Below are 25,632 nucleotides of genomic sequence, written 5' to 3'. Positions count from 1 at the left end.
AGAAGAGGGAGACCGCGATGAGCGCACCCGACGGCAGCCCGGTCGGCGCCGAAGCCAGCATCGGCCAGCTGTTCGCCTCGGCGACGACCGAGATGTCGGCGCTGGTGCACGACGAGATCGCGCTGGCGAAGGCGCAGCTGAGGCACGACGTGAAGCGCGGCGCGGCGAGCGGCGGGGCGTTCACCGTGGCCGGCGCGGTCCTGGTGTTCTCCCTGCCGATGCTGAACTTCGCGCTGGCGTACGGCATCCGGACCTGGAGCGACTGGAACCTCGCGATCTGCTTCCTGCTGTCCTTCGCGGCGAACGTGCTCGTCGCGCTCGTCCTGGTGCTGATCGGCGTGGTGTTCGCGAAGAAGGCCAAGAAGAGCCAGGGCCCGCAGAAGGTGGCCGCGTCGATGAAGGAGAGCGCGGGCGTCCTGCAGAACGCCAAACCGCACCCGAGGCCGGAGCTGCCCGAGGACCGGGGTCCGGTGGCCATCGAGGCTGTGGCACGCTCGACGTCATGACGGACCCCGCCACCCCTTCGGCGCAGCCCACCTCGGTCGTACGGCCGGAATACGCCGACGGCACCAAGGTGACCCATCGTGAGGTGGCCGCGAACGGCGCCCGCTTCCACATCGCGGAGGCCGGTGACGGACCGCTGGTCATGCTGGTCCACGGTTTCCCGCAGTTCTGGTGGACCTGGCGGCATCAGCTCGGCGCGCTCGCCGACGCCGGCTTCCGGGCCGTCGCCATGGATCTGCGGGGCGTGGGCGGCAGCGACCGTACGCCCCGGGGCTACGACCCGGCCAACCTCGCCCTCGACATCACCGGCGTGATCCGCTCACTCGGCGAGCCGGACGCCGCGCTCGTCGGCCACGACCTGGGCGGCTATCTGGCGTGGACGGCCGCCGTGATGCGCCCCAAGCTGGTCCGGCGGCTCGCGGTGGCCTCGATGCCGCACCCACGGCGCTGGCGCTCGGCAATGCTGGCCGACGTCCGGCAGTCCGCCGCGAGCTCCCACATCTGGGGGTTCCAGCGGCCGTGGATCCCCGAGCGGCAGCTCACCGCCGACGACGGGGAACTGGTGGCCCGGCTGATCCGGGAGTGGTCCGGGCCGCGGCCGCCGGAGGACGCGGTGCTGGAGACGTACCGGCGCGCGATGTGCATCCCCTCCACCGCGCACTGCTCGGTCGAGCCGTACCGGTGGCTGGTGCGCTCGATGGCGCGACCGGACGGCGTCCAGTTCTACCGGCGCATGAAGCGGCCCGTGCGCGTCCCCACGCTCCACTTGCACGGGTCGCTCGACCCAGTGATGCGCACGCGCAGCGCGGCCGGCTCCGGCGAGTACGTGGAGGCGCCCTACCGCTGGCGGCTCTTCGACGGGCTGGGCCACTTCCCCCACGAGGAGGATCCGGTCGCTTTCTCCACAGAACTGGTCAATTGGCTGAAGGATCCCGAACCGGATCGGTGACCGAGCTGTCGCGCCCGGTGTCCGCCGTGGGATGCCCGCAGGATGCCTGCGGGACGCCCGCGGGACGCCCGCGGGACGCCCGCGGGAAAACACCTGTACGACAAGCGGCCAATTGCCCGGCGCATAGGCCAATTGGCGGGCCTCGGGGCGGTTATCGACCTTGGGGCGGGGGCAGACGTCGGGGTATGGGCTGGACGCACGACTACAGTGACGCAGCACGCAACCGCCGCTCGGCCGCTGGCCTGAGCTCCCACCAACGAGGTGCCGACCCGCAACTGACGGGCTCCGACCTCCGGGTGGGCATTCCGCGCATCCTGCGCCGCCGGGCCCGCTGGGTCTCGGTACGCCTGCGTCACCCTCGAGGCTGACGCCCCCCGACCGTCTCGACCGGCCGACCGCCGCGCCCCGCTCCTAGAGGGCGCAGCGGTCGCTGTCCACCTGCTGTCCCGCGGTACGTCCGTCGGTGATGTCCTGCTGGATCTCTTCCGCGGTGAGCGCGTACCCGGTGGAGGCGTCGTCGAGCGACTTCGCGAACACCACGCCGTACACCCGCCCGTCGGGGGTGAGCAGCGGGCCGCCGGAGTTGCCCTGACGGACGGTCGTGTAGAGCGAGTACACATCACGGCGCACGGTGCCGCGGTGGTAGATGTCCGGGCCGTTGGCCGTGATGCGCCCGCGCACGCGCGCGGCACGGACGTCGTACGACCCGTTCTCCGGGAACCCGGCGACGATCGCGTCGGCACCGGTGGACGCGACGCCGGTGGTGAACTTCAGCACGGGCGCGTCGAGGTCCGGTACGTCGAGCACGGCGATGTCGCGCTTCCAGTCGTACAGGACGACCGTCGCGTCGTACTTGCGGCCCTCGCCGCCGATCTGCACGGTCGGTTCGTCGACGCCGCCCACGACATGCGCGTTGGTCATGACGCGGCGCTCGCCGAAGACGAAGCCGGTGCCCTCCAGGACCTTGCCGCAACTCTCGGCGGTGCCCATCACCTTGACGATGGAGCGCTGCGCGCGCGTGGCGACGGGGCTGCCGGCGAGGGCCGGGTCGGGCGGCTGGACGTCGGTGATCGGCTCGTTGGCGAACGGGCTGAAGACCTGGGGGAAGCCGTTCTGCGCGAGGACGGAGGAGAAGTCGGCGAACCAGGTGTCCGCCTGGTCGGGCAACGCCCGGGACACCCCCTGGAGCACGGTGGAGTTGCGGACCTCCTTGCCGAGGGTCGGCAGGGTGGTGCCGGCCAGGGCGGAGCCGATCAGCCAGGCCACCAGCAGCATGGCGACGACGTTCACCAGGGCGCCGCCGGTGGCGTCCAGGGCGCGGGCCGGGGACCAGGTGATGTACCGGCGCAGTTTGTTGCCGAGATGGGTGGTCAGGGCCTGTCCGACCGAGGCGCAGACGATCACGACGACCACGGCGACGACGGCGGCCGTGGTGCTGACCTCGGCGTTGTCGGTGAGCCAGTCCCAGATGAGCGGCAGCAGGTAGACGGCGACCAGGCCGCCGCCCAGGAAGCCGATCACCGACAGGATGCCGACGACGAAGCCCTGGCGGAAGCCGACCACCGCGAACCAGACGGCCGCGACCAGCAACAAGATGTCCAGCACGTTCACGGGGTTCACCCTGTCATGACCGCCAGTCGAGCGGGACCTGCTTGTCCCGGTCCCAGGGGCGCTCCCAGCCCGCGAAGTGCAGCAGGCGGTCGATGATGCCGGCCGTGAAGCCCCAGACGAGGGCCGATTCGACCAGGAATGCCGGACCTCGGTGGCCGCTGGGATGGACGGTGGTGGCCCGGTTGGCCGGATCCGTGAGATCGGCCACGGGGACCGTGAAGACGCGGGCCGTCTCCGCCGGGTCGACGACTCCCACCGGGCTCGGCTCGCGCCACCAGCCCAGGACGGGCGTCACGACGAAACTGCTGACCGGGATGTACAGCTTGGGCAGGACGCCGAAGAGCTGGACGCCGGAGGGGTCGAGTCCGGTCTCCTCCTCGGCCTCGCGCAACGCGGCCCGCAGGGGTCCGTCGCCCTGCGGATCGCCGTCCTCCGGATCGAGGGCGCCGCCGGGGAAGGAGGGCTGTCCCGCGTGCGAGCGCAGGGAGCCGGCCCGCTCCATCAGCAGCAGCTCGGGGCCCTGCTCACCCTCTCCGAACAGCACGAGGACCGCGGACTGGCGTCCCGCGCCGTCCTGCGGCGGCAGGAAGCGGCTGAGCTGGCGCGGCCGGACCGTCTCCACGACCCGCACGACCGGGTCGAGCCAGCCGGGCAGACCGTGCTTGCGGACCGGCACCGCGCCACCCCGGACGCCACCCGGACCGCCCTCTCCGGCCCCCGCCGCGCCTCCGGGCCGGACACCACCCGCCGGACCACCGGACCGGACCCTCGCCACACCCTCAGACCCGGCACCCGCCGCACCCCTGGCGCCGGCACCCGCCACACCCTCAGATCCGCCGCCCGCCGGACCACCGGACCAGACCCTCGCCACACCCTCAGACCCGGCACCCGCCGGACCACCGGACCCGGCCCTCGCCGCACCCCCGGACGCTGCACCCGCCGCACCCCTGGCGCCGGCACCCGCCACACCCTCGGACCCGCCGCCCGCCGGACCACCGGACCAGACCCTCGCCGCGCCCCCGGACGCTGCACCCGCCGCACGCTCGGCCCCGGCACCCGCCGGACCACCGGACCCGGCCCTCGCCACATCTCCGGCCCCGGGACCCGCCGCACCCCCGGCCCCGGCGTCCACCGCACCCGCTGCGTCCGGTGTGTCCCCTGTCGCGTCGTTCGCCGTCTCGTCGGCGGTCCCCGTGTCGCTCACCCGTGTCATCGCCGCACCACCCCCCGTTCCGCCGGGTCCAACGCGTGAGGACCCGTAGATCGTTCCGTCGGCCGCGCCCCGTCGGCCGCCGGTCCTGCCTCCGTCGTCGTCCCGGTCATCCGGCCCCCAGCGGCGGGGCCGGCCGCCCGCCCGCGTCGAGATAGGCCTGCGGCGGGTTCAGCCGCTGGCCGGGGAAGCCGCCCTTCTCGTACTTCAGGAGCTTCTTCGCCTTCTCGGGGTCCGTCTCGCCCTCGCCGTACGCCGGGCAGAGCGGGGCGATGGGGCAGGCCCCGCAGGCCGGCTTGCGCGCGTGACAGATGCGGCGGCCGTGCCAGATGACGTGATGGGAGAGGTCCGTCCAGTCGCCCTTGGGGAAGAGCGCGCCGATCGCCGCCTCGATCTTGTCGGGGTCGGTCTCCTCGGTCCACCGCCAGCGCCGTACGAGCCGCTGGAAATGGGTGTCCACGGTGATGCCGGGGCGCCCGAAGGCGTTGCCGAGGACCACGAAGGCGGTCTTGCGGCCGACGCCGGGCAGGGTGACCAGGTCCTCCAGACGGCCGGGGACCTCGCCGTCGAACCGCTCCACCAGGCCCTTGGAGAGCCCTATGACCGACCGGGTCTTGGCCCGGAAGAACCCGCAGGGGCGGAGGATCTCCTCGACCTCCTCCGGGTTGGCCGCGGCCAGGTCCTCGGGGGTGGGGTACTTGGCGAAGAGGCCGGGAGTCGTCTGGTTGACCCTGAGATCGGTTGTCTGGGCGGACAGGACCGTGGCGACCAGCAGCTGGAAGGGGTTCTCGAAGTCCAGCTCGGGGTGGGCGTAGGGGTAGACCTCGGCGAGTTCGCGGTTGATACGGCGGGCCCGGCGGACGAGCGCGGTCCGTGACTCGGGCTTTCCCGCCGATTTGCCAGCAGTGGCTTTTGTCGTCACTTTTTCCGTTTTCTTACCCTCACCGGACTCTTGTTCGCCCACAGCGGAATCCCGACGTACAACCACCCGCCCAGCCCCCTTGGCCTGTGCTCTCACCGGCGATTTGGACACCCGGCCAGCCTAAAGCCCGGCACCGACATCCGCCCCGGACCCCGAAGATCGGCCCCCAATTGGACCCCTGCCGCTTACCTCGGGACATGTGTGCGGCATCCTTGTGACAGATCACACTGTTTGGACCGTCCGGCAAAATGGGGAACCAGGTCCCCTGGTAAGCGGGGGACAAGATCCCCTGAGCAGGCGACAAGGAGAGAACTCGTGGACGACGTTCTGCGGCGCAACCCGCTCTTCGCGGCACTCGACGACGAGCAGGCCGCGGAGCTGCGCGCCTCCATGAGTGAGGTGACCCTCGCCCGTGGCGACTCCCTGTTCCACGAGGGCGACCCGGGCGACCGGCTCTACGTCGTCACCGAGGGCAAGGTCAAGCTCCACCGCACGTCCCCCGACGGCCGCGAGAACATGCTGGCCGTGGTGGGCCCCGGCGAGCTGATCGGCGAGCTGTCACTCTTCGACCCGGGCCCGCGTACGGCGACGGCGACGGCCCTCACCGAGGTCAAGCTGCTCGGCCTCGGCCACGGCGACCTCCAGCCCTGGCTGAACGCCCGCCCCGAGGTGGCCGCCGCACTCCTGCGCGCCGTCGCCCGGCGCCTGCGCAAGACCAACGACGCCATGTCCGACCTGGTCTTCTCGGACGTCCCCGGCCGCGTGGCGCGGGCACTGCTGGACCTCTCCCGCCGCTTCGGCGTGCAGTCCGAGGAGGGCATCCACGTCGTCCACGACCTCACGCAGGAGGAGCTGGCCCAGCTCGTCGGCGCCTCGCGCGAGACGGTCAACAAGGCGCTCGCCGACTTCGCCCAGCGCGGGTGGCTGCGCCTGGAGGCGCGGGCGGTCATCCTGCTGGACGTGGAGCGGCTCGCCAAGCGGTCGCGGTAACGACGGCACCAGGGCCACCGGGGCTGCCGCCCCCGCACCCCTGGCACAGTGGCCCCATGGCTGAAACGGTTCCCCCGCGAGGGCTGGACGCCCAGGGCCACCTCGTCCGCGAAGGCTCCCTCGCGCGCGTGCCGGGCGCCTTCCGGCCCGTCGTCGCGGCCGCCCGGGACGGGATCCTGGAGCTGTACGGGGCCCGGCTGCACAGCGCGTACCTCTACGGGTCGATCCCGCGCGGCACCGCGCGCGTGGGGCGCAGCGATCTGGACCTGCTGGCCGTCCTGCACGACGAGCCGACCGAGGCGGACCGGGCCGACGCTCGGGCCCTGCTCGACGCCCTCGACCGGGGGTTCCCGCAGATCGACGGCGGCGGAGTGCTGCTGTCGAGCCGCACGCGCGTGCTGAGCGACCTGGAGCGGTACGACCTGGGGTTCTTCGTCGCCTGTCTGTGCACCCCGCTCCTCGGCGAGGACCTCGCCGAGGAGCTGCCCCGCTACCGCCCCGACTCGCTCCTCGCGCGCGAGACGAACGGCGAGCTCGCCCTGCTGCTGCCGCGCTGGCGGACCCGCATCGCGGAGACGGCCGGTACGGAGGAGGCCCTCAGACCCCACGTCCGGTACATGTCCCGCCACCTCGTGCGCACCGCGTTCACCCTGGTCATGCCCCGCTGGAACGGCTGGACCAGCGATCTGCACGAGATGGCCGAGGCGTTCGCGGACTACTACCCCGAGCGGGCCGACCAGGTGCGTAGGGCGGCGGTACTGGGCTACGAGCCGACGGGCGACGCGGCCGTTCTCACATCGTTCGTGGACGACCTCGGGCCCTGGCTCGCGGACGAGTACGCGCGCGTGCACGGCATCAAGGCTCCCCGGCCGGAGGACGGCGCCCAGACCGACGGCGCCTAGATCAGCCCGTGGTCCTCCAGGTACTCGATCTGCGCCCGTACGGAGAGTTCCGCCGCCGGCCACAAGGAGCGGTCGACGTCGGCGTACACATGGGCGACGACCTCGGAGGCGGCGCGCAAGCCGTCCTCGACGGCCGTCTCGACCTGGGCGAGGCGGTGGGCGCGGTGGGCGAGATAGAACTCCACGGCGCCCTGGGCGTCCTCCAGGACGGGGCCGTGGCCCGGGAGGACCGTGTGGACGCCGTCGTCGACCGTGAGGGACCTCAGGCGCCGCAGGGAGTCCAGATAGTCGCCCAGCCGCCCGTCCGGGTGCGCCACGACGGTGGTGCCGCGCCCCAGGATGGTGTCGCCGGTCAGGACGGCCCCGTCGGCCGGGAGGTGGAAGCACAGCGAGTCGGCGGTGTGGCCGGGCGTCGGCACGACCCGCAGCTCCAGGCCGCCCAGCGTGATCACGTCACCGGCGGCCAGTCCCTCGTCGCCCAGCCGCAGCGCCGGGTCCAGGGCACGCACGCGCGTACCGGTCAGTTCGGCGAAGCGGACGGCGCCCTCGGCGTGGTCGGGGTGGCCGTGGGTCAGCAGGGTCAGGGCGACCCTCTTGCCGGCCCGCTCGGCGGTGTCGACGACCGCCCGCAGATGGCCGTCGTCCAGCGGGCCCGGGTCGATCACGACCGCCAGCTCGGAACCGGGCTCGGAGACGATCCAGGTGTTGGTGCCGTCCAGGGTCATCGCGGAGGCGTTCGGCGCGAGGACGTTGACCGCGCGCGCGGTGGCCGGTCCGGTCAGGACGCCGCCGCGGGGCTGGCCGGGGAGGGCTGCTGCGTCGGTCATGCGGGGCCTCCACCGGCGGGGATCGGGATGTGCTTGGTGAACTCGCCGTGGCCCGGCCAGGTCAGGACGATCTCGTCGTCGGTGAGCCGGGCCTCGGCCAGGACGGCGGTCAGATCGCGGCCGGGGGCCGCGGCGAGGGCCTCGGCGGCGGTGGCGTACGGGGTCAGCTGGCGCAGGGTCGCGATCGTGGGCGGCATCATCGTCAGCTCGCCCTTGTCGTAGCCGTCCGCCGCCTCCTGCGGGCGGATCCACACCGTGCGGTCCGCCTCCGTGGAGGCGTTGCGGGTGCGCTGCCCCTCGGGGAGCGCGGCCACGAAGAACCAGGTGTCATAGCGGCGGGACTCGAACTCGGGGGTGATCCAGCGCGTCCAGGCGCCGAGCAGGTCGGAGCGCAGGACCAGCCCGCGGCGGTCGAGGAACTCGGCGAAGGACAGCTCACGGGCGGCCACGGCCGCGCGGTCCGCCTCCCAGTCGGGGCCGGTCGTGTCACCGACGACCGCGTCGGGGTCCGGGCCCGCGAGCAGGACGCCCGCCTCCTCGTACGTCTCCCGTACGGCCGCGCAGACGATCGCCTGGGCCACCGCCTCCTCGACGCCGAGCCGCTGCGCCCACCACGCGCGCGTGGGGCCCGCCCAGCGCACCAGGCGCTCGTCGTCGCGCGGGTCGACTCCGCCGCCCGGATACGCGTACGCGCCTCCGGCGAAGGCCATGGAGGCGCGTCTGCGCAGCATGTGGACGAACGTCCCGGCCGGCCCGTCCTTCACGAGCATGACGGTGGCCGCGCGCCGGGGCGTGACGGGCGTGAGTGTCCCGTCCGCGAGAGCGCGGATGCGTTCCGGCCAGTCCGAGGGGAACCACTGCCCATTCGCCATGGGCGCGAGGCTATCCCCTGGTGAGCGAATGTTCGAGAGGTGCCCGAGGTCAGGGCACCCCCGCGGCGCCCCTTACGGGACCAGCTCGACCTGGATCTCGACCTCGACGGGGGCGTCCAGCGGGAGCACCGCGACGCCGACCGCGCTGCGCGCGTGCACGCCCTTGTCGCCGAGGACCGCGCCGAGCAGCTCGCTCGCGCCGTTGACGACGGCGGGCTGGCCGGTGAAGTCCGAGGCCGAGGCGACGAAGCCGACGACCTTCACCACGCGCGCGACGCGGTCCAGATCACCGGCGACCGACTTCACGGCGGCCAGGGCGTTCAGGGCGCAGGTACGGGCCAGCTCCTTGGCCTCCTCGGGGGTGACCTCGGCGCCGACCTTGCCGGTGACGGGCAGCTTGCCGTCCACCATGGGCAGCTGACCTGAGGTGAACACATACGGCCCGGACTGCACGGCGGGCTGGTAGGCCGCGAGCGGCGGCACCACGGCCGGCAGGGTCAGGCCCAGCTCGGCGAGCTTCGCCTCGACGCCGCTCACGCCTTGGCCCGCTTCAGGTAGGCCACGAGCTGCTCGGGGTTGTTCGGCCCGGGCACGACCTGGACGAGCTCCCAGCCGTCCTCGCCCCAGGTGTCCAGAATCTGCTTCGTGGCATGGACGAGCAGCGGCACGGTTGCGTATTCCCACTTGGTCATGGGGCGACTGTATCCGCTGTCGAGCGGGGGCTCCCGTACAGGCCGGGCGGCCGGTTCCGGCCCGGTTGTCCACAGGCCATGTGGCCGATACCGCCCCCTGTTGTCCACAGCCTCCCGATTGCCTCGGGCATGGACTGGTTACGCTCGAAGACGTGAGCAGGCTCCAGGTCGTCAGCGGCAAGGGCGGGACCGGAAAGACGACGGTCGCCGCCGCCCTCGCGCTGGCCCTCGCCACGGCAGGGAAGCGGACGCTTCTCGTCGAGGTGGAGGGCCGGCAGGGCATCGCGCAGCTCTTCGAGACAGAGGCGTTGCCCTATGAGGAACGCAAGATCGCCGTCGCGCCGGGCGGTGGTGAGGTGTACGCGCTCGCCATCGATCCCGAACTGGCCCTTCTGGACTACCTCCAGATGTTCTACAAGCTGGGGAGCGCCGGACGGGCCCTGAAGAAGCTGGGCGCGATCGACTTCGCCACCACCGTCGCACCCGGCCTGAGGGACGTCCTCCTCACCGGCAAGGCGTGCGAGGCGGTCCGGCGCAAGGACAAGAGCGGGCGTTTCGTGTACGACTACGTCGTCATGGACGCCCCGCCGACCGGTCGCGTCACCCGCTTCCTGAACGTCAACGACGAGGTGGCGGGGCTGGCCAAGATCGGCCCGATACACAATCAGGCGCAGGCCGTGATGAGGGTGCTGAAGTCGCCGGAGACGGCCGTGCACCTGGTGGCGCTGCTCGAGGAGATGCCGGTCCAGGAGACCGCGGACGGCATCGCCGAGCTGCGGGCGGCGAAGCTGCCGGTGGGCCGGGTCATCGTCAACATGGTGCGGCCCGAGGTGCTGGACGTGGACGGGCTGGAACTCGTACGAACCGTGACACGTTCGTCCATTGCGCGGTCGTTGTCCGCGGCCGGGCTGGGCGGGGCGCGGCGCGGCGGGCACGCCGAGCGGCTGGTGGACCCGCTCCTGCAGCAGGCCGAGGAGTACGCCGAGCGGCACGCGCTGGAGCAGGAGCAGCGGGCGGTCCTGGGCGAGCTGGGCCTGCCGCTGCACGAACTGCCGCTGCTCGCCGAGGGAATGGATCTGGCGGGCCTGTACGACCTCGCCACCGAGCTGCGCAAGCAGCAGATCGTATGAGGGGGACGGTATGAGTCGGGACCAGGGCCAGGCGCAGCACCGGCTCTCCCCCACGCGTGTGCTCGATCTCGACCCGCTGCTCGACGATCCGGCGACCCGGATCGTGGTGTGCTGCGGTTCCGGCGGGGTCGGCAAGACGACGACGGCGGCGGCGCTGGGCCTCAGGGCGGCCGAGCGGGGCCGGAAGGTGGTGGTGCTCACCATCGACCCGGCGCGCCGGCTCGCCCAGTCGATGGGCATCGACTCGCTGGACAACACCCCGCGCCGGGTCAAGGGCGTCGAGGGTGACGGCGAGTTGCACGCGATGATGCTCGACATGAAGCGCACGTTCGACGAGATCGTCGAGGCGCACGCGGATCCGGAGCGGGCGTCCGCGATCCTGTCGAACCCCTTCTACCAGTCGCTCTCCGCCGGTTTCGCCGGGACGCAGGAGTACATGGCGATGGAGAAGCTGGGCCAGTTGCGCGCCCGGGACGAGTGGGACCTGATCGTGGTCGACACTCCCCCGTCCCGCTCCGCGCTGGACTTCCTGGACGCGCCGAAGCGGCTGGGTTCGTTCCTGGACGGCAAGCTGATCCGGGTCCTGCTCGCGCCCGCGAAGGTCGGCGGCCGCGCGGGGATGAAGTTCCTGAACGTCGGGATGTCGATGATGACCGGCGCGCTCGGCAAGCTGCTGGGCGGGCAGTTGCTGAAGGACGTGCAGACGTTCGTGGCGGCGATGGACTCGATGTTCGGCGGGTTCCGCACGCGCGCGGACGCCACCTACAAACTGCTCCAGGCGCCGGGGACGGCGTTCCTCGTGGTGGCGGCCCCCGAGCGGGACGCGCTGCGGGAGGCCGCGTACTTCGTGGAGCGGCTGGCCGCCGAGAGCATGCCGCTGGCCGGTCTGGTGCTCAACCGGGTCCATGGCAGCGGTGCGGCGCAGCTGTCCGCCGAGCGGGCACTCGCCGCAGCGGAGAATCTCGATCTGGCCGACACCGACGCCGACACGAACGTCGAAGCCGACAGCAACGCCGAGGCCGACACGAGCGACGACGGGCGTACCGCCGCCGCTCCGGATTCCCCCGCGTCCGATTCTCCTGCTTCCGATTCTCCTGCTTCCGATTCCCCCGCAGCGGAAAATCTTGAAGAGCCCCGCATTGTGGATCAGGACGGCGGGAAAGCTGGACTTCGTAACTCTCCCGACACGCACGGCAGTTCAGAACCACCCGCAACCGATCCGGGGTCCGGCTCCCCCAGCGCCGATCAGCTGACCGCAGGCCTGCTGAGGCTGCACGCCGAGCGTATGCATCTGCTCTCCCGTGAGCAGCGCACCCGTGATCGCTTCACCGCCCTCCATCCGGAGGTGGCGGTGGCCGAAGTGGCGGCGCTGCCCGGTGACGTGCACGACCTCGCGGGACTGCGGGACATCGGCAGCCGGCTCGCGGCCAATCGGCCGGAGCTTCCCGGGACCACCGACGACTGACGCTGCCCGAGACCGCCGACGCCGAACCGGAAGGTCCCCTGTGCGGAACAGGAAGATGCCCTGTGCGGAAGCGCAAGGTCTCTTCTCAGCTCACCGCCGCTCAGCTCACCGCCGCGTAGTTCTCGTACATCTCGTCGTCGTCGAGCGACACGATGCCCGAGCCGCGCTCGTACTCCGAGCGCGCCGTCTCCAGCAGCCGGCGCCACGAGGTGACGGTCGGCCGCCTGCGCAGCAGAGCGCGGCGCTCGCGCTCCGTCATGCCTCCCCACACGCCGAACTCGACGCGGTTGTCGAGCGCGTCAGCCAGACATTCGGTGCGTACCGGGCATCCGGTGCACACCGCCTTGGCCCTGTTCTGCGCTGCTCCCTGAACGAACAGTTCATCCGGATCGGTAGTGCGGCAGGCAGCCTGCGCACTCCAGTCGGTAACCCAGCCCATACCGGCGCCGTCCTCTCCCGAATCGAGGCTCCCCCACGGCGGCAGCGGCATATTCACCGCCGCCAGTTGAGGACGTTACGGAAGGTGGGGACAGCGCAACACCCCCTTCGGGCCCAATCTTGAATGGCCCGAACGGACTATGGGTAAGCGGCAGATCACCCGGGGGAGTGAGCCTGCGACATACATGACCTTCCCCGCAAAGGGGACAGTTCACTTGGGTCACAACGGACGCCGGATGACACACAAGGCGGATTCGGGCACGCCCCCACCAAAAAAGTTGGGGAACCTCCGGAACGATTCGGGGTCGCCGGACGTATTGATACGTGGCCCTACTGCTGTGACAGTTGGGAGCAGCTTAGGCCAAGGCCTATACGCGTGTCCGGCGAATGAGAACGTAGGCTGCCCTCATGCCAAACAAGCGCTCGGGCGGTGGCCTGTCCGCCACGCAGCAGGCCGCCAAGTTCCTCGGTGTCAGTGTCCTCTCCGGAGCCGTGCTGGCGGGCATCGCGCTGCCCGCGTTCGGCGCCCTGGGGCTGGCCGCCAAGGGGTCGGTCGAGTCGTTCGACGAACTCCCGGCCAATCTGAAGACACCGCCGCTGAGCCAGCGCACCACGATCCTCGACGCCGAGGGCGGTCAGATCGCCACGGTCTACTCCCGTGACCGCACGGTGGTCGACCTCAAGAACATCTCGCCGTACATGCAGAAGGCGATCGTCGCGATCGAGGACTCGCGCTTCTACCAGCACGGCGCGATCGACCTGAAGGGCGTCCTGCGCGCCCTCAACAAGAACGTGCAGAGCAGCGGCGTCTCGCAGGGCGCCTCGACGCTCACCCAGCAGTACGTGAAGAACGTCTTCGTGGAGGAGGCCGGTGACGACCCGACGAAGGTCGCGCAGGCCACCCAGCAGACCATCGGCCGCAAGATCAAGGAGCTGAAGTACGCGATCCAGGTCGAGGAGGAGCTCGGCAAGAAGAAGATCCTCGAGAACTACCTGAACATCACGTTCTTCGGTGAGCAGGCGTACGGCGTAGAGGCGGCCTCCCAGCGCTACTTCTCCACGCACGCCAAGAACCTCACCCTCCCGCAGGCGGCCCTGCTGGCCGGCATCGTGCAGTCCCCGAGCCGCTACGACCCGGTCAACGACGCGACCGAGGCCACCAAGCGCCGTAACACCGTGCTCCAGCGCATGGCCGAGGTCGGCGACATCTCGGAGGCCGAGGCCGCGAAGGCGCAGAAGGCCCCGCTGGGTCTGAAGGTCACCCAGCCGAAGAACGGCTGCATCACCGCCGTCCAGGGCGCCAGCTTCTTCTGCAAGTACGTCGAGCGGGTCTTCCTCAGCGACCCGGTCTTCGGCAAGACGAAGGAGGCGCGGGCCAAGCTCTGGAACCAGGGCGGTCTGACCATCCGGACGACCCTCCAGCCGCAGGCCCAGGAATCCGTCCGGGCCAGCCTGAAGAAGCACGTCTACAAGTCGGACAAGGTCGCCGCCGCCGCCACGCTCGTCGAGCCCGGCACCGGCAAGATCCTCGGCATGGGCCAGTCCAAGCCGTACGGCTACGGCAAGAACGAGACCGAGTACAACTACTCGGTCAACGCCTCCATGGGCGGCTCGAACTTCGGCTTCCCGACCGGTTCGACCTTCAAGCCGTTCGTGGCCGCGGCCGCGATCGAGGAGGGCCGCCCGGCCAACCAGACGTACTCGGCGCCGTACGAGATGTCGTACCCGGAGACCGTCCAGACGTGCAGCGGCAAGTCCTGGCGCAACGACGGCAACTACAAGCTGGAGAACGAGAGCGAGTCCGAGAAGGGCCCGTACGACCTGCAGACCGCCATGGCGAAGTCGGTCAACACCTACTTCGTGCAGATGCTCGCCGACATCGGCATGTGCCCCGTGGTGAAGATGACCGACGCGCTCGGCGTGGTCCAGGGCAACGGCGACAAGGTCCCCGAGGTGCCCTCCTCGATGACCCTCGGTTCGACCGGTCTCTCCCCGCTCACCATGGCGAGCGCGTACGCGGCCTTCGCCAGCCGGGGCATGTACTGCACCCCGATCGCCATCGAGTCGATCACCCAGACCTCGGGCGGCAAGAAGAAGTCGCTGGAGGTCCCGAAGTCGACCTGCTCGCGGGCGATGAGCGAGAAGACCGCGGACACCATCAACACCCTGCTCAGCGGTGTGATCGACTCCGGTACGGGCCAGCAGGCCGGCCTCTCCGGCCGCGCCAACGCCGGTAAGACCGGTACCACGGACTCCCGCAAGAACGCCTGGTTCGTCGGCTACACCCCGAACCTCTCGGGCGCCGTCTGGGTCGGCAGCGCCACCCAGAAGGTGCAGATGACCAACATCTACATCGGCGGTGTCTACCACTCCCAGGTCTACGGCGGCGACACCCCCGGCCCGATCTGGCGCGACGCCATGAACGGCGCGCTGGAGGGCAAGGACGCCCCGGACTTCAACCTCGTCTCCATCCCGCGCAACAACCAGGACAAGGGAGACGACGACAACGACGATGACAACAACAACGGGAACAACGGCGGCGACAACGGCTTCATCGGCGGCCTCTTCGACGGCGGCACGTCCGACGGCAGCACCTCGACCGACGGCGGCTCGTCCTCGACCGGCGACACCTCGACCGACTTCGGCAACCTGTTCCAGGGCAATGGCAACGGGAACGGCAACGGGGGCGGACGGGGCTGAGCAGCACGCCGACGCGGACAGGCGGTAGGCGACAGGCGGCAGGCAGTAGGCGGCAAAGGGACGGCCCCTGCTCCTCGTACAGCGCACGGAGCAGTGCGTGCGGTACGAGAAGCAGGGGCCGTTTCGCGTGTACGGCGCCCCGAGGCCGGCTTTTTCTTGGGGGGCGGGGCCGGGTTCAGCCGGCGAGCAGCTTCTTGACCGCCGCGGCGACGCGCCCGCCCTCCGCCAGTCCCGCCACCTTCGGGTTCACGATCTTCATGACGGCACCCATGGCCCGCGGCCCCTCGGCGCCCGCCGCCTTCGCCTCCTCGACGGCCTGGACGACGATGTCGTTCAGCTCCTCGTCGCTGAGCTGCTTCGGCAGGTACGCGGCGAGCACCACGCCCTCCGCCTTCTCCCGCTCGGCGGACTCGGGGCGACCACCCTGCGCGAAGGCGTCGGCGGCCTCCCGGCGCTTCTTCGCCTCCCGGGTGATCACCTTCTGCACCTCGTCGTCGGAGAGCTCGCGCTTCTCCTTGCCCGCGACCTCCTCCTTGGTGATCGCGGCGAGCGTCAGCCGGAGCGTCGAGGAGCGCAGCTCGTCGCGCTCCTTGATCGCGGCGTTGAGGTCTTCCTGCAGCTTCGACTTGAGCGTGGTCATGGGTGTGATTGTCGCAGGTGCGGCAGCCCCGACGCCCGCTCATTTCAGGGGTGAGGGCAGACGGGGTGTCAGCCGGGCCCAACGGGTCTGACACGATGGAGGCATGCGCGCGCGATACGCAGTACCTCTGTCCATCGCGGCGGCTGGCGCCGCCGGTCTGGTGTACTCGGCGGGTTTCGAAGCCCGCTCCTTCCGCCTCCGACGGGTGACGGTCCCCGTCCTCCCTGCCGGAATGCGCCCCCTGCGCGTACTGCAGGTCTCCGACATCCACATGGTCGGCGGCCAGCGCAAGAAGCAGCGCTGGCTGCGCTCGCTGGCCGGTCTGCGCCCCGACTTCGTGATCAACACGGGCGACAACCTCTCCGACCCGGAGGGCGTGCCGGAGACGCTGGACGCCCTCGGCCCCCTGATGGATTTCCCGGGTGCGTACGTCTTCGGCTCGAACGACTACTACGGCCCCACCCTGCGCAACCCGGCCCGCTACCTCCTGGAGAAGGTCCAGGGCCGCCACGGCCTGAACGGCAATCCGCCCGCCGTCGGCGTCGTCCACAACCCGTGGGAGGACCTGCGGGACGGTTTCGACGGGGCGGGCTGGCTCAACCTGACGAACACGCGGGGCGTCCTGAAGATCGACGGCATGTCGATCGAGCTGACCGGCGTGGACGACCCGCACATCAAGCGGGACCGGTACGCCCAGGTGTCCGGCGGCCCCTCGGCCTCCGCGGACTTCTCGATGGGCGTGGTGCACGCGCCGTATCTCCGCGTCCTCGACGCGTACACGGCGGACGACTACCCCCTGGTCCTGGCCGGCCACACGCACGGCGGCCAGGTCTGCATCCCCTTCTACGGCGCCCTCGTCACCAACTGTGATCTCGACACGGACCGGGTGAAGGGCCTGTCGACGCACACGGCGGAGGGCCGTACGTCCTACCTGCACGTCTCGGCGGGCTGCGGCACGAGCCGCTACACACCGGTGCGGTTCGCCTGCCCGCCGGAAGTGACGCTGCTGACGCTGGTGGCAAAGGACTGAAGAAAGGCCGGGGAGGGGGCCGGGGATGTGAGAGCTGGAGCGGGCCGGGAAATCCGAACGTTGACATCCCCCGTCCGGCCCACCCGCATCGCCCCTTTTCCCCCATTTGCCTAATTTGGGGGCATGACCGCGCCGATACCCCGGGACATCCCGGAGCTGCCCGCGATTCCACGGACCCACGCGCTCCTGCCCTCCTTCGTCCCCGCCTCCGCGGTGGTGCCCCCCGTACACCGCCCCCTGGCCGCCGTACTGCGCCTGCTGCTGGCCGGCACGGCAGCCGCCGGCGTGACCCTCGCGCTCCTGATCACGGACGCCCCCCTGCGCACCCTGAGCCACTTCTCCCTCCAGAGCAACGCGCTGCTGGCCCTGGTCACCCTCCTCTCGGCCCGCCGCGCCTGGTCGGCCCGGGCCCCTCTCCCCTCCGCCCTGACCGGCGCCACGCTGCTCTACATCACGATCACGGGCCTGGTGTACCACCTGCTCCTGCCGGATCCGGCCCCCCATTTCCTGGCGACGGACCCCGCGACCACCCCGACCGTCTGGGCCGCACTGACCGGCCACCTCCTCCACACGGTCACCCCCGTGGCCGCCCTCCTCGACTGGCTGCTCCTGACCCCACCGGGCCGCATGCGCCTGCGCCGGGCGGCGACCTGGATGCTCTACCCCACGGCCTACCTGCTCTTCCTCCTCCTCCGCGCCCAACTGATCACCCCCACCACCCCGGGCCGCCACCTCTACCCGTTCCTCGACGCCGAGGCCCGCGGTTTCAAGCACACCCTGGCCAACGCCCTCCTCCTCGGCCTCTCCTTCTACGCCCTCGCCGTCCTCCTCGTAGCCCTCGACCACGTCCGCCCCAACCCGATCCGCCACCGCGCCAAAACCGGATTTCGTCTCCAGCCACCAGTGGGCTAAAGTAAACGACGTCGCCGCGACAAGCAGGACAAGCAGCGACATCGGGGTGTAGCGCAGCTTGGCAGCGCGCTTCGTTCGGGACGAAGAGGTCGTGGGTTCAAATCCCGCCACCCCGACACAGGTCAGAGGCCCATTCACGTGATCGTGAATGGGCCTCTGTCGTGCGTACGGCAGCGGAGTACAGCAACCGCTATGACTCTTGCTGGCCGCCTTTGCCCGACAGCTCTTCCGCTCCCTTTTGCTGCTTGCGCTTCCCCTTCTTTTCCTTCTTCTGCTTGCTGCCGCCGCCCAGCGCTTTGCCGAGCTTGCGGAGCGCCCTGCGGGTCTCGGCGGAGGGCACGTGTGTGTAGACCTCCATGGTCACCGCGATCTCCGAGTGGCGAAGGATCTGCATCGCGATCCGGGGGTGGACGTCGAGGGCGGCCAGGAGCGACGCGCAGGTGTGGCGGGTGTCATGGACGCGGATGCGGCGGACGTCGGCCCGGTCGCTGCGCCGGTTGAACTCGCGGTTGAAGTTCCTCGGCTCGACCGGGGTGCCGTAACGAGTGGTGAAGACCAGGTCCGATTCCGTCCAGAGATCCTTGGCCCGCTCCTTCGCGGCTTGCTGCTCCTTCTGTCGGAGGCGGATGTGCAGCTCCCCCGTGTCCAGGTTCACGTCCGACCAGGTGAGGCCGAGCACCTCTCCCTTGCGCAGGCCCAGGACGAGGATGAGGACGTACGCGCCGTAGAGGTTGTCCCGCCAGATCTGAGCGTTCTCCAGGAAGGTGTGGTCCGGGCGTCATTGACCGAGCGCTTCGAGAGCGTCCGTCGGCACCACTTTCCCTTGGCGCAGCAACGCTGACGTTCCTCGGGACGCTTGGCGTCCTTGCCCTGGGCGCAGCACTGGCAGGCGCCGGCGAGCTTGTTGAGCCAGCCTCGCATGTCCTGAACGGTCAGCCGGTCCAGCCGCTTGGAGCCGAGGAAGGGCACGATGTGGAGCCGAACCGTCGTCTCGTAGGTGGCAGCGGTCAGCGGCCGGAGGTTGGGTTCCACGACTTCCTTGAGCCAGTAGGCCAAGTACTGTGCCAGGACCGAGGTGTTGGTGGCGACCGGCCCCTTCTTGGCTTCGCTGTGGAGCTTGAGCCACTTCTCGTGGACCTCTGTACGCGTCTGCCCGTAGACGTACTTCCGCTTGCGGTTGCCTTCCGGAGTCGTGACCCACACGTAGGCCGCATAGCCGTTGCGGTACGGGTAGATGGAGCCTTCGCCGTTGCCTCGCTTGCCGCTCACGCGGACCACCTCTCGGATTCGTCGGCGCAGCGGTTCACGTAGTCGTCCACCCAGGTCGGGAGGATGCGGCGGAGGTCGCCCGCCTTAACCGTCTAGGGGGCATACGGGTGACTCGGGCGCGCCTGCTGGAGCTCTCGCCAGTGCCAACTGGGGCGCAGCCTCGCCCCGCTACGGGTTGCCCCGTGAAGACTGGTCGCGGTGTACAGAACACGGTGAACAGCGGCCGCGTCGGCCAGATATGACTATCTACAACAGACCCGTCGGGCTCTACACTGCACGACCCGGGGGTGTGGGATGAGACATGCGGTCGGCGCGATGTGCATGGTGGTGGGGCTCGGGCTGCTGAGTGGTTGCAGTCCGGCGGATCTGCCACTCGTCGCGGTATGGACGGGCACGGACGGAAAACCGGTCGCAGAGGTGCGGCTGTGCGCGGGAGACCAGGCCTCGGACGTGACGCTTCACAGTTGGGGCGAGCACGAGTACGACGATGCCGGCATCGGAGATGACGAGCCCTCCGCCACCCCTTCCAGCACGATGGGAAGCGGCGTCGAGGACAGCGGCTGGATGGCGCGGGTGCCTGTTCGCGGCAGCACATCGTTCCCGCTCTTCTCCCCACCGCCCACCTGGCAGGTGGAAACCACAGGGCCGCAGGCACTGCTGCCCGGCCGCACCTACGCCCTGACGTTCACAGGACCCCGCGGCTGGGACCCCTACGACGGTCACGTCTATTTCACCGCGGACGATCTCGCCTCGCTGGGCCCCGGCCAAGTCTGGGCCCACGAGCGGGCTATGAACCGGAACGCCTTTGACGAGCTCGTCGACGACAAGTGCTGATCGCCGACTCAACCGCCGGCGTAGGTGCGGTATGGCTATGACTCCGGTCGGACGCGCACGAACCCTTCAGCCCATTGGTCCTCATCAATTGCGTGTTCCTCTACGACAAGGCAGTCCGGCTCATCGGAAAAGCCGGACAGGAGCCGTGCCCTGCGCATACGTTCCTCCGCCTTGCCAGGCGTGGAGTAGACGCCGAGCAACTTGACGTCGTCGCCGTCCTGCTCGTCGACGTACACCGTCTCGCCGTCAACGTGCAGGGGGCACCGCCAGCACCGGGCTCAGAAGCCGCCCGGCCGGTTGCGCAGCCCTGTCAGGGCGTCTCGGTACTCGGCGAGGGCAGCAGCATGTTCAGGTGAGCCGGTGGGAAGCGCGTCGACCGGCCCGCGCAGCCGCTGGCCGACGTCGTCCAAGCGCTGGTCCGTGACGACGGACGCCTTCCCCTCCGTATCGGCGAGGAGGAGCGTCGAATCTCCGAGGGCGCGGTACTCCAGCACCCCGGCAGCAGCGCGCACGGCGACGACCGTACTGGTCGGACTGGCCCGACGGGTCAGGTCGCACGTGTCCTCGTGCAACGACCGGACTCCGCGGATCGAGTCGGCCAGGCAGTCGACGAGCGGCCGTGCGGGTTGCGCCGTGATGCTGCCCAGCAGCAACCCGCCCAGCGTGGCCGAGAGCCAAGCGATGCCGTGCACGCACCCGGTCTCCGCCCCGGCCACGCCGGCACCGTCCAGCGGAACGGCCGCACCGGTCGCAGGTTCGTCAGTCTCCGGGTCGAACTCGACACCCACGAGCGTGGAGAAACGACGCTCCCCCACCTGGCCCCAGATCGTGTTGAGGTCGGAGGTGAGCAGGTGGACCACGCCCAGGGAACCTTCAGTGTGGATTCCGGCGATGGCGAGCACAGAGCCGTTTCCGTCCGGCCGGGGGAGCCGGCCGAGGTACCCGACGTCGTACCAGCGAGACGGATCGGTGTCCCGCCCCGCGCGATGCGCCGCACCGGTACGCCCGTCCACCAGCGCCCAGGGTTCGCCTTCCGGATGCTCCCAGCTCAGTACCGGATCCTGGGCGTAGAGGTCGCTCATGTCCTGAGACATCCCCGGCCCGCGACCGGAGCTGACGTCGAGCCCGTACGACTTGGCCAGCTCCTCGAGCCGCTTCCCGGAGTTCATGTCGGCCATGGCGACGACCGGGCGTTTCTTCTCGCCCGACCCGAGGAAGGCTCCCTCGGGAGCTGGGCCAGTGTGGCGGATCTGATGAATCCGCCCGCGGCTCAGGCCGGCCTTTTCAGTGATCTGCGCGTACGACAACCCTTGCGCGTGCAGGTCCTGGACCACGCGACGGCGGAGCCGGGCGAGTTCGGTCACCTCCTGCTGCGCGTCGGCCAACCGGGCCGTGACCTCACGCAGGAGCAGGTACGGATCACCGATCGCCATGATCCGCTGCAACTCGTCCAGTGAAATGTGCGTGGTCGCGTTACCGTTCTGGGCGCCAAAGGCTGGGTTAACACCAGTCGCCATAGCTTGCTCTGGTCGACGATGTAGCCGCTACATTGCCGGGACCGGTGGGGCACGCAAGTGCGGGGTCGGTCAGCGTGCCCGCCATCGTGGCTGACTGTCGTCGGCTGAGGCGCAGACGAACCCGTTGCTCAACCACGGCATAGCCAAGGAGTGGTGGGACATGGAAGAGGGGTGCATCACCGCGCAGCCGCGGGCCGCCTCCGCACTGGGCCGTCTCTGGGCCGTCCAAGGCCGCTCAACAGTGGCCAATGACGACCACCGACGATCACTAGGCGCACGAGCCCGCCGCCCCTGAGCAGGGGAAACGCAGGTCAACAAGATCCTCTGCAAGACCCGGGGCAAGAAGACACCTAGGTTGCATCCCGCCGCGGATCCGACAGGTTGTGCCACTCATGACCGCACCCATCTGCGCAATGCAGCATCCGCCTGCGGGTATCCGCAATGCTGAAGAGAGCGACGAGCAGGCGGAAGGACTTGGCGAGTTCATAGACCGGGAGTGCTTCCATCCCGAAGCGCCACTTCGTGAGCATCACCGCCGGCGTGTGAGTGGGACGAATGCCAGAACGCGCAATGCTCTCCGGCACGTCGTCCTCGCAGGCGCGGGCTTGCCCGCAGAACAGCACCAGTGCATGCAGGACCTTGCGTTGGTCATCCTCCGAGAGGCCCTCAAACCACGCGACACCCTCGGCCATCGGTCTGAGCCCCTGCGCAAGTTCGTTCAGGACGACTTCGTGTGCGTACAACACCAGCCACCTCCCCCGTGATATCAAAACGACGGTACGCTCACCCGCGCCCGCGAGCAGCACAGTTGTTTTGCGTCACTCGGCGCACCCGCCAACCGTGGCCGACCCTCGTCGATCGGGGGAAAACACCGACGATTCCCCGGCTGTTCAGTGCGACGGCTTGAAGCCAGCGGACTGGTCGAGGTGGAACGCGGCCCCCGGAGCCGTCGGCATCGCGACCGATCCAGTTGCTCGGATGCGGCTGGTCAGTGGTGACCACGAGCGTCGTGCCCGGGGTATCCGCATGCTCGACCGCGAACGTGCACGGCGACCAGGCCAAGCCCTGGAAGTAGGTCGGTCTGCCTCGCAGTCGCCAGCGGTAGGCCGTGCCGTCAACGACGATCAGCCGTGATCGCTTGCGGACCAACGCCATGGCTCCCCCTTCAACAGCGAAGATGCTAGCGAGCCCGGCCCCGCCGTCCGTCTCAATTTCCGTCTCATTCAGCGGCGTACGCGGCCGTTCAGACGGGACCGGAGGCGGTAGCAGCCCAGACGACCGACCGCCTGTGAACGCAGGTGAACAGCCCCGTCCGAGGCCCCCAGGGCCACCACCACAGTTGGAAGGCGTGTGGAGGGCGACGTACCAGCACCCAACCTGCTTGACATGGTTGAACCGTCATGAGGTGATCCACCCACTGTGATCCTCTGGGGGGAGAAGTCTTGTGTTGTACATAGCCGTGACGCTTGCTGGCGCCGATTCACCGAGTGAGCACCTCCAGCTGGCTGCCTTCACGGCGATGGCAGCGGTCGTCTTCATATGGCTGGGGCGGAGGCAACGCCGCACCGGGCGCAGCCTGGTCGCTCCCAACGAGACGATGAGAGCAGGCGATCGACTGATCCAACCGCCGCCGCCAAGCCGCGGCCACCGAACCGCCGGGTGCGTGTGGATCGGCGTCGGGGGCATCTTCGTCCTGCCAGCGGTGTTCAACGTCGTGGCGGCGATCCGCCAGCTCATCGGCTAAGCGTCCGGGCGACCCCTGGTCCATTGTGCTGGGATACCGGCGCACCACAACCGCACCAGTGCAGGCGGGGCACAGCGGGGAATCACGGTGAATGCAGACCAGCCCCGGCAAGCTGCAATCCGGCCGTTCGCCCAGGTCAGCCTGCAAACCAGCCGCAAATGATCGCAGCTTCCCAGGCTGCGGCTCTTCACGGCACCGTTGGTCAACGAACGAGGGGGATGTCGTGGGGAACAAGGAGACGGAACAGGCCGCGATCACGCGTGTGATGGCCTTGGAGCAGGCCGCCGGCCGCAATCCCAAGGACGTTCGCACATCAGGCCTCCCGTACGACGTCGAGAGTCTGCCTCGCATGATCGAGGTGAAGGCATTCAGTCGCTCGGCGCGTAGTGAAGCGCTGCCGCTGGAACACCGGCAGGTCGAGGCTGCCAAGGCAGACCCCGAGCACTACTACGTCTATGTGATCGACAACCTTGCCGGCCTCGAAGGTGCGGAGGTAGGCGTGCGCATCCTGCACGGGGAGGTGCTGCGGGCGATGATCGACCGGGCCCAGCCTCACATCACCTACTGGCCCACCTTCCGAGCATCCGAGTACGACCAGGCGGAGCGGCTGCTGTGAGCACTGCAGTACAGCAGCGAAGTACAGCAACCACCGTGGCCTCAGCTGACCGCCAACATCCATCGATGGCCGACTGACCAGCCCACCAGACCTCAATGACCCCCCAGCCGAGAGTTCGGGACGAAGAGGTCGTGGGTTCACATCCCGCCACCCCGACAGCTGAGTAGCAGATCAGAGGGCCCTTACCGGGTAGGTAAGGGCCCTCTGGCGTTGGTGCGTGGCCAGGACGTTGCAGGTGCGAAGCCCCGGGGAGATCCGGGGAAGGCCGGCGCAGCGGGCGCGCAGGGCGAACGTGCGGGTGAGGTTCCCCGGCTCGGTGGGTGTCCCGTACCTGGTGGTGAGGACCAGGCAAACACGGTTCACCCGTCTCGAAGTCCGTCGGCTTCCGGGCGAGTCCGAGGACCTCGCAGGCGCGAGCCTGCCGGGGCGCGCCTGGGATACCGTGCCCCATCGGGGCAGGCCCGCACGAGCCGACAAACGGATACGAGTACGGACCACATGGATTCGACCCACGACGATATAGCGGAGTTCGCGTTACTGCTGAGGCGTCTGAAGGAGCGCACCGACCGCAGTTACGCGGCACTGGCCCGTCAACTGAACGTGCACGCCTCCACCCTGCACCGCTACTGCTCCGGAGAAGCAGTCCCGCAGGACTTCGCTGGAGTCGAGCGGTTCGCCGCACTCTGCGGTGCCTCCCCCGAGGAACGCACGGAGCTGCACCGCCGGTGGATCGTGGCCGCCGCCGCGCGGCAACGACCACGCCCGTCCGATGCCCGGCGGGCACCGGCGTCCCACACCTCCACGAGCACACCGATCGCCCCCGCGAGCGGCAGCAGCCCGGTCGTCGAGGCGCCCAGGCCCGTCTCATCAGCCAACCAGCGCCCCGAGCCCACCTCACCGCCCCGGCCGCGGCTCCACAGCGGGCGCCCCAGACGACGCCCCGTACGGTCGATGGCGCTGTCCGCCTCGCTCGTCGTCGCGCTCCTCGGCCTCACCTCTTCCGCCGCTGCACCCCCCTCCGGCTCGGCCACACACAACGGCAGCCCCGAACCGAACCAGGCAAGCGCCGGTACGGCCCCACCGGTGGCCCCTCTCACCTGGACCGCCAACTCCCACACACTCGGACTCAACGGTTGCGGCGAAGAGTACGTCGTCGCCAAGCCACCGCGGCAGGTCCCGCCGCCACCCCACCCGGAGGACATCGCAGCGTGGGCCGCCTCCCAGCAGGCGGTGCACGGGGGCCCCACCGACGTGCAGATCACGGTGCAGGGACGCGGCTCCGCCGCCGTCGTCCTGGAGGCCCTGCACGTGCGCGTGGTCAACCGCGTCACCCCCGCCGCAGGCCGGGGCATGGTCTACTCCTTGAGCCCCGGCTGCGGCGCCGCCGTCATCCCCCGCTTCTTCTCCGTGAACCTCGACGAGGACCAGCCCCTGGCCCGTTCGGTTCCCGGCGACAACGGGGTGGGCACGCCGATCCCCGCGATCAACTTCCCCTACCGGGTGTCCCTGCAGGAGCCCGAAGTCCTGGTGGTCTCCACGCTCAACGAGTCCTGCACCTGCGACTGGTACCTCGACCTCGACTGGTCCTCGCAAGGCCGCACCGGCACGGTCCGCATCGACGACCACGGCCGCCCCTTCCGCACCACCAGCACCAAAGGACTGGCGAGCTACCGGTACGACCGCGTCTCCTACCACCCCGGCCGCTGGGTCCGGGTCCCCGCCGCCAACATGGCGGAAACCGGCGACTGACGAAGCAACGGCTTCAAATCCCCCGCGCAGACATCACCGTTGTCCGCCGTCCGTGCCGATCCGGCGCTGTCGGCGGTGGCCTCGCCGGTATCCGGCCGACTGCCGGTCC

26 protein-coding genes, 1 tRNA gene and 3 pseudogenes are annotated in these 25,632 nt (G+C 69.9%); 14 read left to right on the top strand and 16 right to left on the bottom strand.

The window, feature by feature from the left end; genetic code table 11:
- Window positions 1-17: 17 nt before the first annotated feature.
- From ACYQ8Q_RS25610 to ACYQ8Q_RS25600, 3 genes are all read left to right on the top strand, one after another.
- Window positions 18-506: a phage holin family protein gene (locus tag ACYQ8Q_RS25610; RefSeq protein ID WP_460068117.1), complete on the top strand. Its 489-nt coding sequence runs from the start codon at window positions 18-20 to the stop codon at window positions 504-506.
- Entirely contained in the window at window positions 503-1,453 is a 951-nt protein-coding gene (locus ACYQ8Q_RS25605; RefSeq protein WP_460068116.1) for an alpha/beta fold hydrolase, read from the top strand. Before ACYQ8Q_RS25610 ends, ACYQ8Q_RS25605 begins: the two co-directional genes overlap by 4 nt.
- A 185-nt stretch (window positions 1,454-1,638) precedes the next feature.
- Window positions 1,639-1,821, top strand: a complete 183-nt coding sequence (locus ACYQ8Q_RS25600; RefSeq protein ID WP_359001433.1) for a hypothetical protein — start codon at window positions 1,639-1,641, stop codon at window positions 1,819-1,821.
- Between the two features lie 43 nt (window positions 1,822-1,864).
- Here ACYQ8Q_RS25600 and ACYQ8Q_RS25595 read toward each other — a convergent pair whose 3' ends face one another.
- From ACYQ8Q_RS25595 to nth, 3 genes are all read right to left on the bottom strand, one after another.
- Window positions 1,865-3,064, bottom strand: a complete 1,200-nt coding sequence (locus ACYQ8Q_RS25595; RefSeq protein ID WP_460068115.1) for a MarP family serine protease — start codon at window positions 3,062-3,064, stop codon at window positions 1,865-1,867.
- Window positions 3,065-3,077: 13 nt separating this feature from the next.
- The gene (locus ACYQ8Q_RS25590) at window positions 3,078-3,740 is read right to left on the bottom strand and encodes an NUDIX hydrolase (RefSeq protein ID WP_460068114.1); all 663 of its coding nucleotides are present in this window, start codon (window positions 3,738-3,740) and stop codon (window positions 3,078-3,080) included.
- Between the two features lie 643 nt (window positions 3,741-4,383).
- Window positions 4,384-5,196 carry an endonuclease III gene (gene nth, locus ACYQ8Q_RS25585; RefSeq protein WP_460068112.1) on the bottom strand — a complete coding sequence of 271 codons (813 nt, stop codon included), beginning with the start codon at window positions 5,194-5,196 and terminating at the stop codon, window positions 4,384-4,386.
- Window positions 5,197-5,511: 315 nt separating this feature from the next.
- Here nth and ACYQ8Q_RS25580 point away from each other — a divergent pair, with 315 nt between their 5' ends.
- Window positions 5,512-6,186, top strand: coding sequence for a Crp/Fnr family transcriptional regulator (locus ACYQ8Q_RS25580; RefSeq protein WP_029382547.1), 675 nt, complete (start codon window positions 5,512-5,514; stop codon window positions 6,184-6,186).
- Between the two features lie 56 nt (window positions 6,187-6,242).
- Window positions 6,243-7,088 carry a nucleotidyltransferase domain-containing protein gene (locus ACYQ8Q_RS25575; RefSeq protein WP_460068108.1) on the top strand — a complete coding sequence of 282 codons (846 nt, stop codon included), beginning with the start codon at window positions 6,243-6,245 and terminating at the stop codon, window positions 7,086-7,088.
- On the opposite strand, the gene ACYQ8Q_RS25570 is transcribed toward ACYQ8Q_RS25575, so the two are convergent.
- The 4 genes from ACYQ8Q_RS25570 to ACYQ8Q_RS25555 form a co-directional block, all read right to left on the bottom strand.
- Window positions 7,085-7,915: an MBL fold metallo-hydrolase gene (locus ACYQ8Q_RS25570; RefSeq protein WP_460068105.1), complete on the bottom strand. Its 831-nt coding sequence runs from the start codon at window positions 7,913-7,915 to the stop codon at window positions 7,085-7,087. The genes ACYQ8Q_RS25575 and ACYQ8Q_RS25570 overlap by 4 nt on opposite strands.
- Window positions 7,912-8,787: an NUDIX hydrolase gene (locus ACYQ8Q_RS25565; RefSeq protein WP_460068102.1), complete on the bottom strand. Its 876-nt coding sequence runs from the start codon at window positions 8,785-8,787 to the stop codon at window positions 7,912-7,914. Before ACYQ8Q_RS25565 ends, ACYQ8Q_RS25570 begins: the two co-directional genes overlap by 4 nt.
- Before the next feature lie 72 nt (window positions 8,788-8,859).
- Entirely contained in the window at window positions 8,860-9,324 is a 465-nt protein-coding gene (locus ACYQ8Q_RS25560) for a RidA family protein (RefSeq protein WP_055634504.1), read from the bottom strand.
- The gene (locus ACYQ8Q_RS25555) at window positions 9,321-9,479 is read right to left on the bottom strand and encodes a DUF4177 domain-containing protein (protein WP_020129281.1); all 159 of its coding nucleotides are present in this window, start codon (window positions 9,477-9,479) and stop codon (window positions 9,321-9,323) included. The genes ACYQ8Q_RS25560 and ACYQ8Q_RS25555 overlap by 4 nt, the downstream gene beginning before the upstream one ends.
- Window positions 9,480-9,631: 152 nt before the next feature.
- Between ACYQ8Q_RS25555 and ACYQ8Q_RS25550 the strand changes: the two genes are divergently transcribed.
- Entirely contained in the window at window positions 9,632-10,609 is a 978-nt protein-coding gene (locus tag ACYQ8Q_RS25550; protein ID WP_460068097.1) for an ArsA-related P-loop ATPase, read from the top strand.
- Between the two features lie 10 nt (window positions 10,610-10,619).
- Window positions 10,620-12,074: an ArsA family ATPase gene (locus ACYQ8Q_RS25545; RefSeq protein ID WP_460068095.1), complete on the top strand. Its 1,455-nt coding sequence runs from the start codon at window positions 10,620-10,622 to the stop codon at window positions 12,072-12,074.
- A gap of 100 nt (window positions 12,075-12,174) precedes the next feature.
- Here ACYQ8Q_RS25545 and wblA read toward each other — a convergent pair whose 3' ends face one another.
- Entirely contained in the window at window positions 12,175-12,513 is a 339-nt protein-coding gene (wblA, locus tag ACYQ8Q_RS25540) for a transcriptional regulator WblA (RefSeq protein ID WP_055634507.1), read from the bottom strand.
- A gap of 407 nt (window positions 12,514-12,920) precedes the next feature.
- Here wblA and ACYQ8Q_RS25535 point away from each other — a divergent pair, with 407 nt between their 5' ends.
- Window positions 12,921-15,212: a transglycosylase domain-containing protein gene (locus ACYQ8Q_RS25535; protein WP_460068093.1), complete on the top strand. Its 2,292-nt coding sequence runs from the start codon at window positions 12,921-12,923 to the stop codon at window positions 15,210-15,212.
- 175 nt (window positions 15,213-15,387) lie between these two features.
- Here ACYQ8Q_RS25535 and ACYQ8Q_RS25530 read toward each other — a convergent pair whose 3' ends face one another.
- Window positions 15,388-15,852, bottom strand: a complete 465-nt coding sequence (locus tag ACYQ8Q_RS25530) for a GatB/YqeY domain-containing protein (RefSeq protein WP_460068091.1) — start codon at window positions 15,850-15,852, stop codon at window positions 15,388-15,390.
- Between the two features lie 103 nt (window positions 15,853-15,955).
- On the opposite strand from ACYQ8Q_RS25530, the gene ACYQ8Q_RS25525 reads away from it, so the two are divergent.
- The 3 genes from ACYQ8Q_RS25525 to ACYQ8Q_RS25515 all read left to right on the top strand — a co-directional run bounded on the left by ACYQ8Q_RS25525 (window position 15,956) and on the right by ACYQ8Q_RS25515 (window position 17,910).
- Window positions 15,956-16,882, top strand: a complete 927-nt coding sequence (locus tag ACYQ8Q_RS25525) for a metallophosphoesterase (protein WP_460068088.1) — start codon at window positions 15,956-15,958, stop codon at window positions 16,880-16,882.
- A gap of 123 nt (window positions 16,883-17,005) precedes the next feature.
- A complete protein-coding gene (locus tag ACYQ8Q_RS25520) occupies window positions 17,006-17,794 on the top strand; it encodes a Pr6Pr family membrane protein (protein ID WP_460068085.1) in 789 nt (262 codons plus the stop codon).
- Between the two features lie 42 nt (window positions 17,795-17,836).
- Window positions 17,837-17,910: transfer RNA gene (locus ACYQ8Q_RS25515), tRNA-Pro, on the top strand.
- Between the two features lie 74 nt (window positions 17,911-17,984).
- Here the strand turns inward: ACYQ8Q_RS25515 and ACYQ8Q_RS25510 are convergent.
- Window positions 17,985-18,473 carry a site-specific integrase gene (locus ACYQ8Q_RS25510; protein ID WP_460068082.1) on the bottom strand — a complete coding sequence of 163 codons (489 nt, stop codon included), beginning with the start codon at window positions 18,471-18,473 and terminating at the stop codon, window positions 17,985-17,987.
- Window positions 18,446-19,063, bottom strand: a complete 618-nt coding sequence (locus ACYQ8Q_RS25505) for an N-terminal phage integrase SAM-like domain-containing protein (RefSeq protein WP_460068081.1) — start codon at window positions 19,061-19,063, stop codon at window positions 18,446-18,448. The genes ACYQ8Q_RS25510 and ACYQ8Q_RS25505 overlap by 28 nt, the downstream gene beginning before the upstream one ends.
- A gap of 294 nt (window positions 19,064-19,357) precedes the next feature.
- Here ACYQ8Q_RS25505 and ACYQ8Q_RS25500 point away from each other — a divergent pair, with 294 nt between their 5' ends.
- Window positions 19,358-19,897 (top strand): hypothetical protein, encoded by a 540-nt coding sequence (locus ACYQ8Q_RS25500; protein WP_460068079.1) that lies wholly within the window; start codon window positions 19,358-19,360, stop codon window positions 19,895-19,897.
- 35 nt (window positions 19,898-19,932) lie between these two features.
- On the opposite strand, the gene ACYQ8Q_RS25495 is transcribed toward ACYQ8Q_RS25500, so the two are convergent.
- From ACYQ8Q_RS25495 to ACYQ8Q_RS25475, 5 genes and pseudogenes are all read right to left on the bottom strand, one after another.
- Window positions 19,933-20,133, bottom strand: coding sequence for a DUF7336 domain-containing protein (locus tag ACYQ8Q_RS25495; protein WP_460068078.1), 201 nt, complete (start codon window positions 20,131-20,133; stop codon window positions 19,933-19,935).
- Window positions 20,134-20,178: 45 nt separating this feature from the next.
- A pseudogene (locus tag ACYQ8Q_RS25490) lies at window positions 20,179-20,628 on the bottom strand (integrase); the annotation flags it as partial.
- Between the two features lie 21 nt (window positions 20,629-20,649).
- Window positions 20,650-21,330 (bottom strand): annotated as a pseudogene (locus ACYQ8Q_RS25485) (sigma-70 family RNA polymerase sigma factor); the annotation flags it as partial.
- A gap of 434 nt (window positions 21,331-21,764) precedes the next feature.
- Window positions 21,765-22,160 carry a DUF5958 family protein gene (locus ACYQ8Q_RS25480; RefSeq protein ID WP_460068077.1) on the bottom strand — a complete coding sequence of 132 codons (396 nt, stop codon included), beginning with the start codon at window positions 22,158-22,160 and terminating at the stop codon, window positions 21,765-21,767.
- 144 nt (window positions 22,161-22,304) lie between these two features.
- Window positions 22,305-22,569 (bottom strand): annotated as a pseudogene (locus ACYQ8Q_RS25475) (hypothetical protein).
- An 812-nt stretch (window positions 22,570-23,381) separates the two neighbouring features.
- Here ACYQ8Q_RS25475 and ACYQ8Q_RS25470 point away from each other — a divergent pair.
- Window positions 23,382-23,774 (top strand): protein NO VEIN domain-containing protein, encoded by a 393-nt coding sequence (locus ACYQ8Q_RS25470; RefSeq protein WP_460068074.1) that lies wholly within the window; start codon window positions 23,382-23,384, stop codon window positions 23,772-23,774.
- A 498-nt stretch (window positions 23,775-24,272) separates the two neighbouring features.
- Window positions 24,273-25,523, top strand: a complete 1,251-nt coding sequence (locus ACYQ8Q_RS25465) for a helix-turn-helix domain-containing protein (RefSeq protein WP_460068073.1) — start codon at window positions 24,273-24,275, stop codon at window positions 25,521-25,523.
- The last annotated feature ends 109 nt before the right edge of the window (window positions 25,524-25,632 follow it).

This window comes from Streptomyces sp. YKOK-I1 (genome assembly GCF_054660435.1).
Note: the sequence above shows the minus strand (reverse complement) of the source record. Positions and strands in the feature narration are given on the sequence as shown.

Coding starts and splice junctions, on each gene's coding strand:
- ACYQ8Q_RS25500 (WP_460068079.1), top strand. CDS start 19,358: ATGAGACATGCGGTCGGCGCGATGTGCATGGTGGTGGGGCTCGGGCTG.
- ACYQ8Q_RS25575 (WP_460068108.1), top strand. CDS start 6,243: ATGGCTGAAACGGTTCCCCCGCGAGGGCTGGACGCCCAGGGCCACCTC.
- ACYQ8Q_RS25535 (WP_460068093.1), top strand. CDS start 12,921: ATGCCAAACAAGCGCTCGGGCGGTGGCCTGTCCGCCACGCAGCAGGCC.
- ACYQ8Q_RS25530 (WP_460068091.1), bottom strand. CDS start 15,852: ATGACCACGCTCAAGTCGAAGCTGCAGGAAGACCTCAACGCCGCGATC.
- ACYQ8Q_RS25600 (WP_359001433.1), top strand. CDS start 1,639: ATGGGCTGGACGCACGACTACAGTGACGCAGCACGCAACCGCCGCTCG.
- ACYQ8Q_RS25465 (WP_460068073.1), top strand. CDS start 24,273: ATGGATTCGACCCACGACGATATAGCGGAGTTCGCGTTACTGCTGAGG.
- ACYQ8Q_RS25605 (WP_460068116.1), top strand. CDS start 503: ATGACGGACCCCGCCACCCCTTCGGCGCAGCCCACCTCGGTCGTACGG.
- ACYQ8Q_RS25545 (WP_460068095.1), top strand. CDS start 10,620: ATGAGTCGGGACCAGGGCCAGGCGCAGCACCGGCTCTCCCCCACGCGT.
- ACYQ8Q_RS25610 (WP_460068117.1), top strand. CDS start 18: ATGAGCGCACCCGACGGCAGCCCGGTCGGCGCCGAAGCCAGCATCGGC.
- ACYQ8Q_RS25525 (WP_460068088.1), top strand. CDS start 15,956: ATGCGCGCGCGATACGCAGTACCTCTGTCCATCGCGGCGGCTGGCGCC.
- ACYQ8Q_RS25565 (WP_460068102.1), bottom strand. CDS start 8,787: ATGGCGAATGGGCAGTGGTTCCCCTCGGACTGGCCGGAACGCATCCGC.
- ACYQ8Q_RS25555 (WP_020129281.1), bottom strand. CDS start 9,479: ATGACCAAGTGGGAATACGCAACCGTGCCGCTGCTCGTCCATGCCACG.
- ACYQ8Q_RS25520 (WP_460068085.1), top strand. CDS start 17,006: ATGACCGCGCCGATACCCCGGGACATCCCGGAGCTGCCCGCGATTCCA.
- wblA (WP_055634507.1), bottom strand. CDS start 12,513: ATGGGCTGGGTTACCGACTGGAGTGCGCAGGCTGCCTGCCGCACTACC.
- ACYQ8Q_RS25570 (WP_460068105.1), bottom strand. CDS start 7,915: ATGACCGACGCAGCAGCCCTCCCCGGCCAGCCCCGCGGCGGCGTCCTG.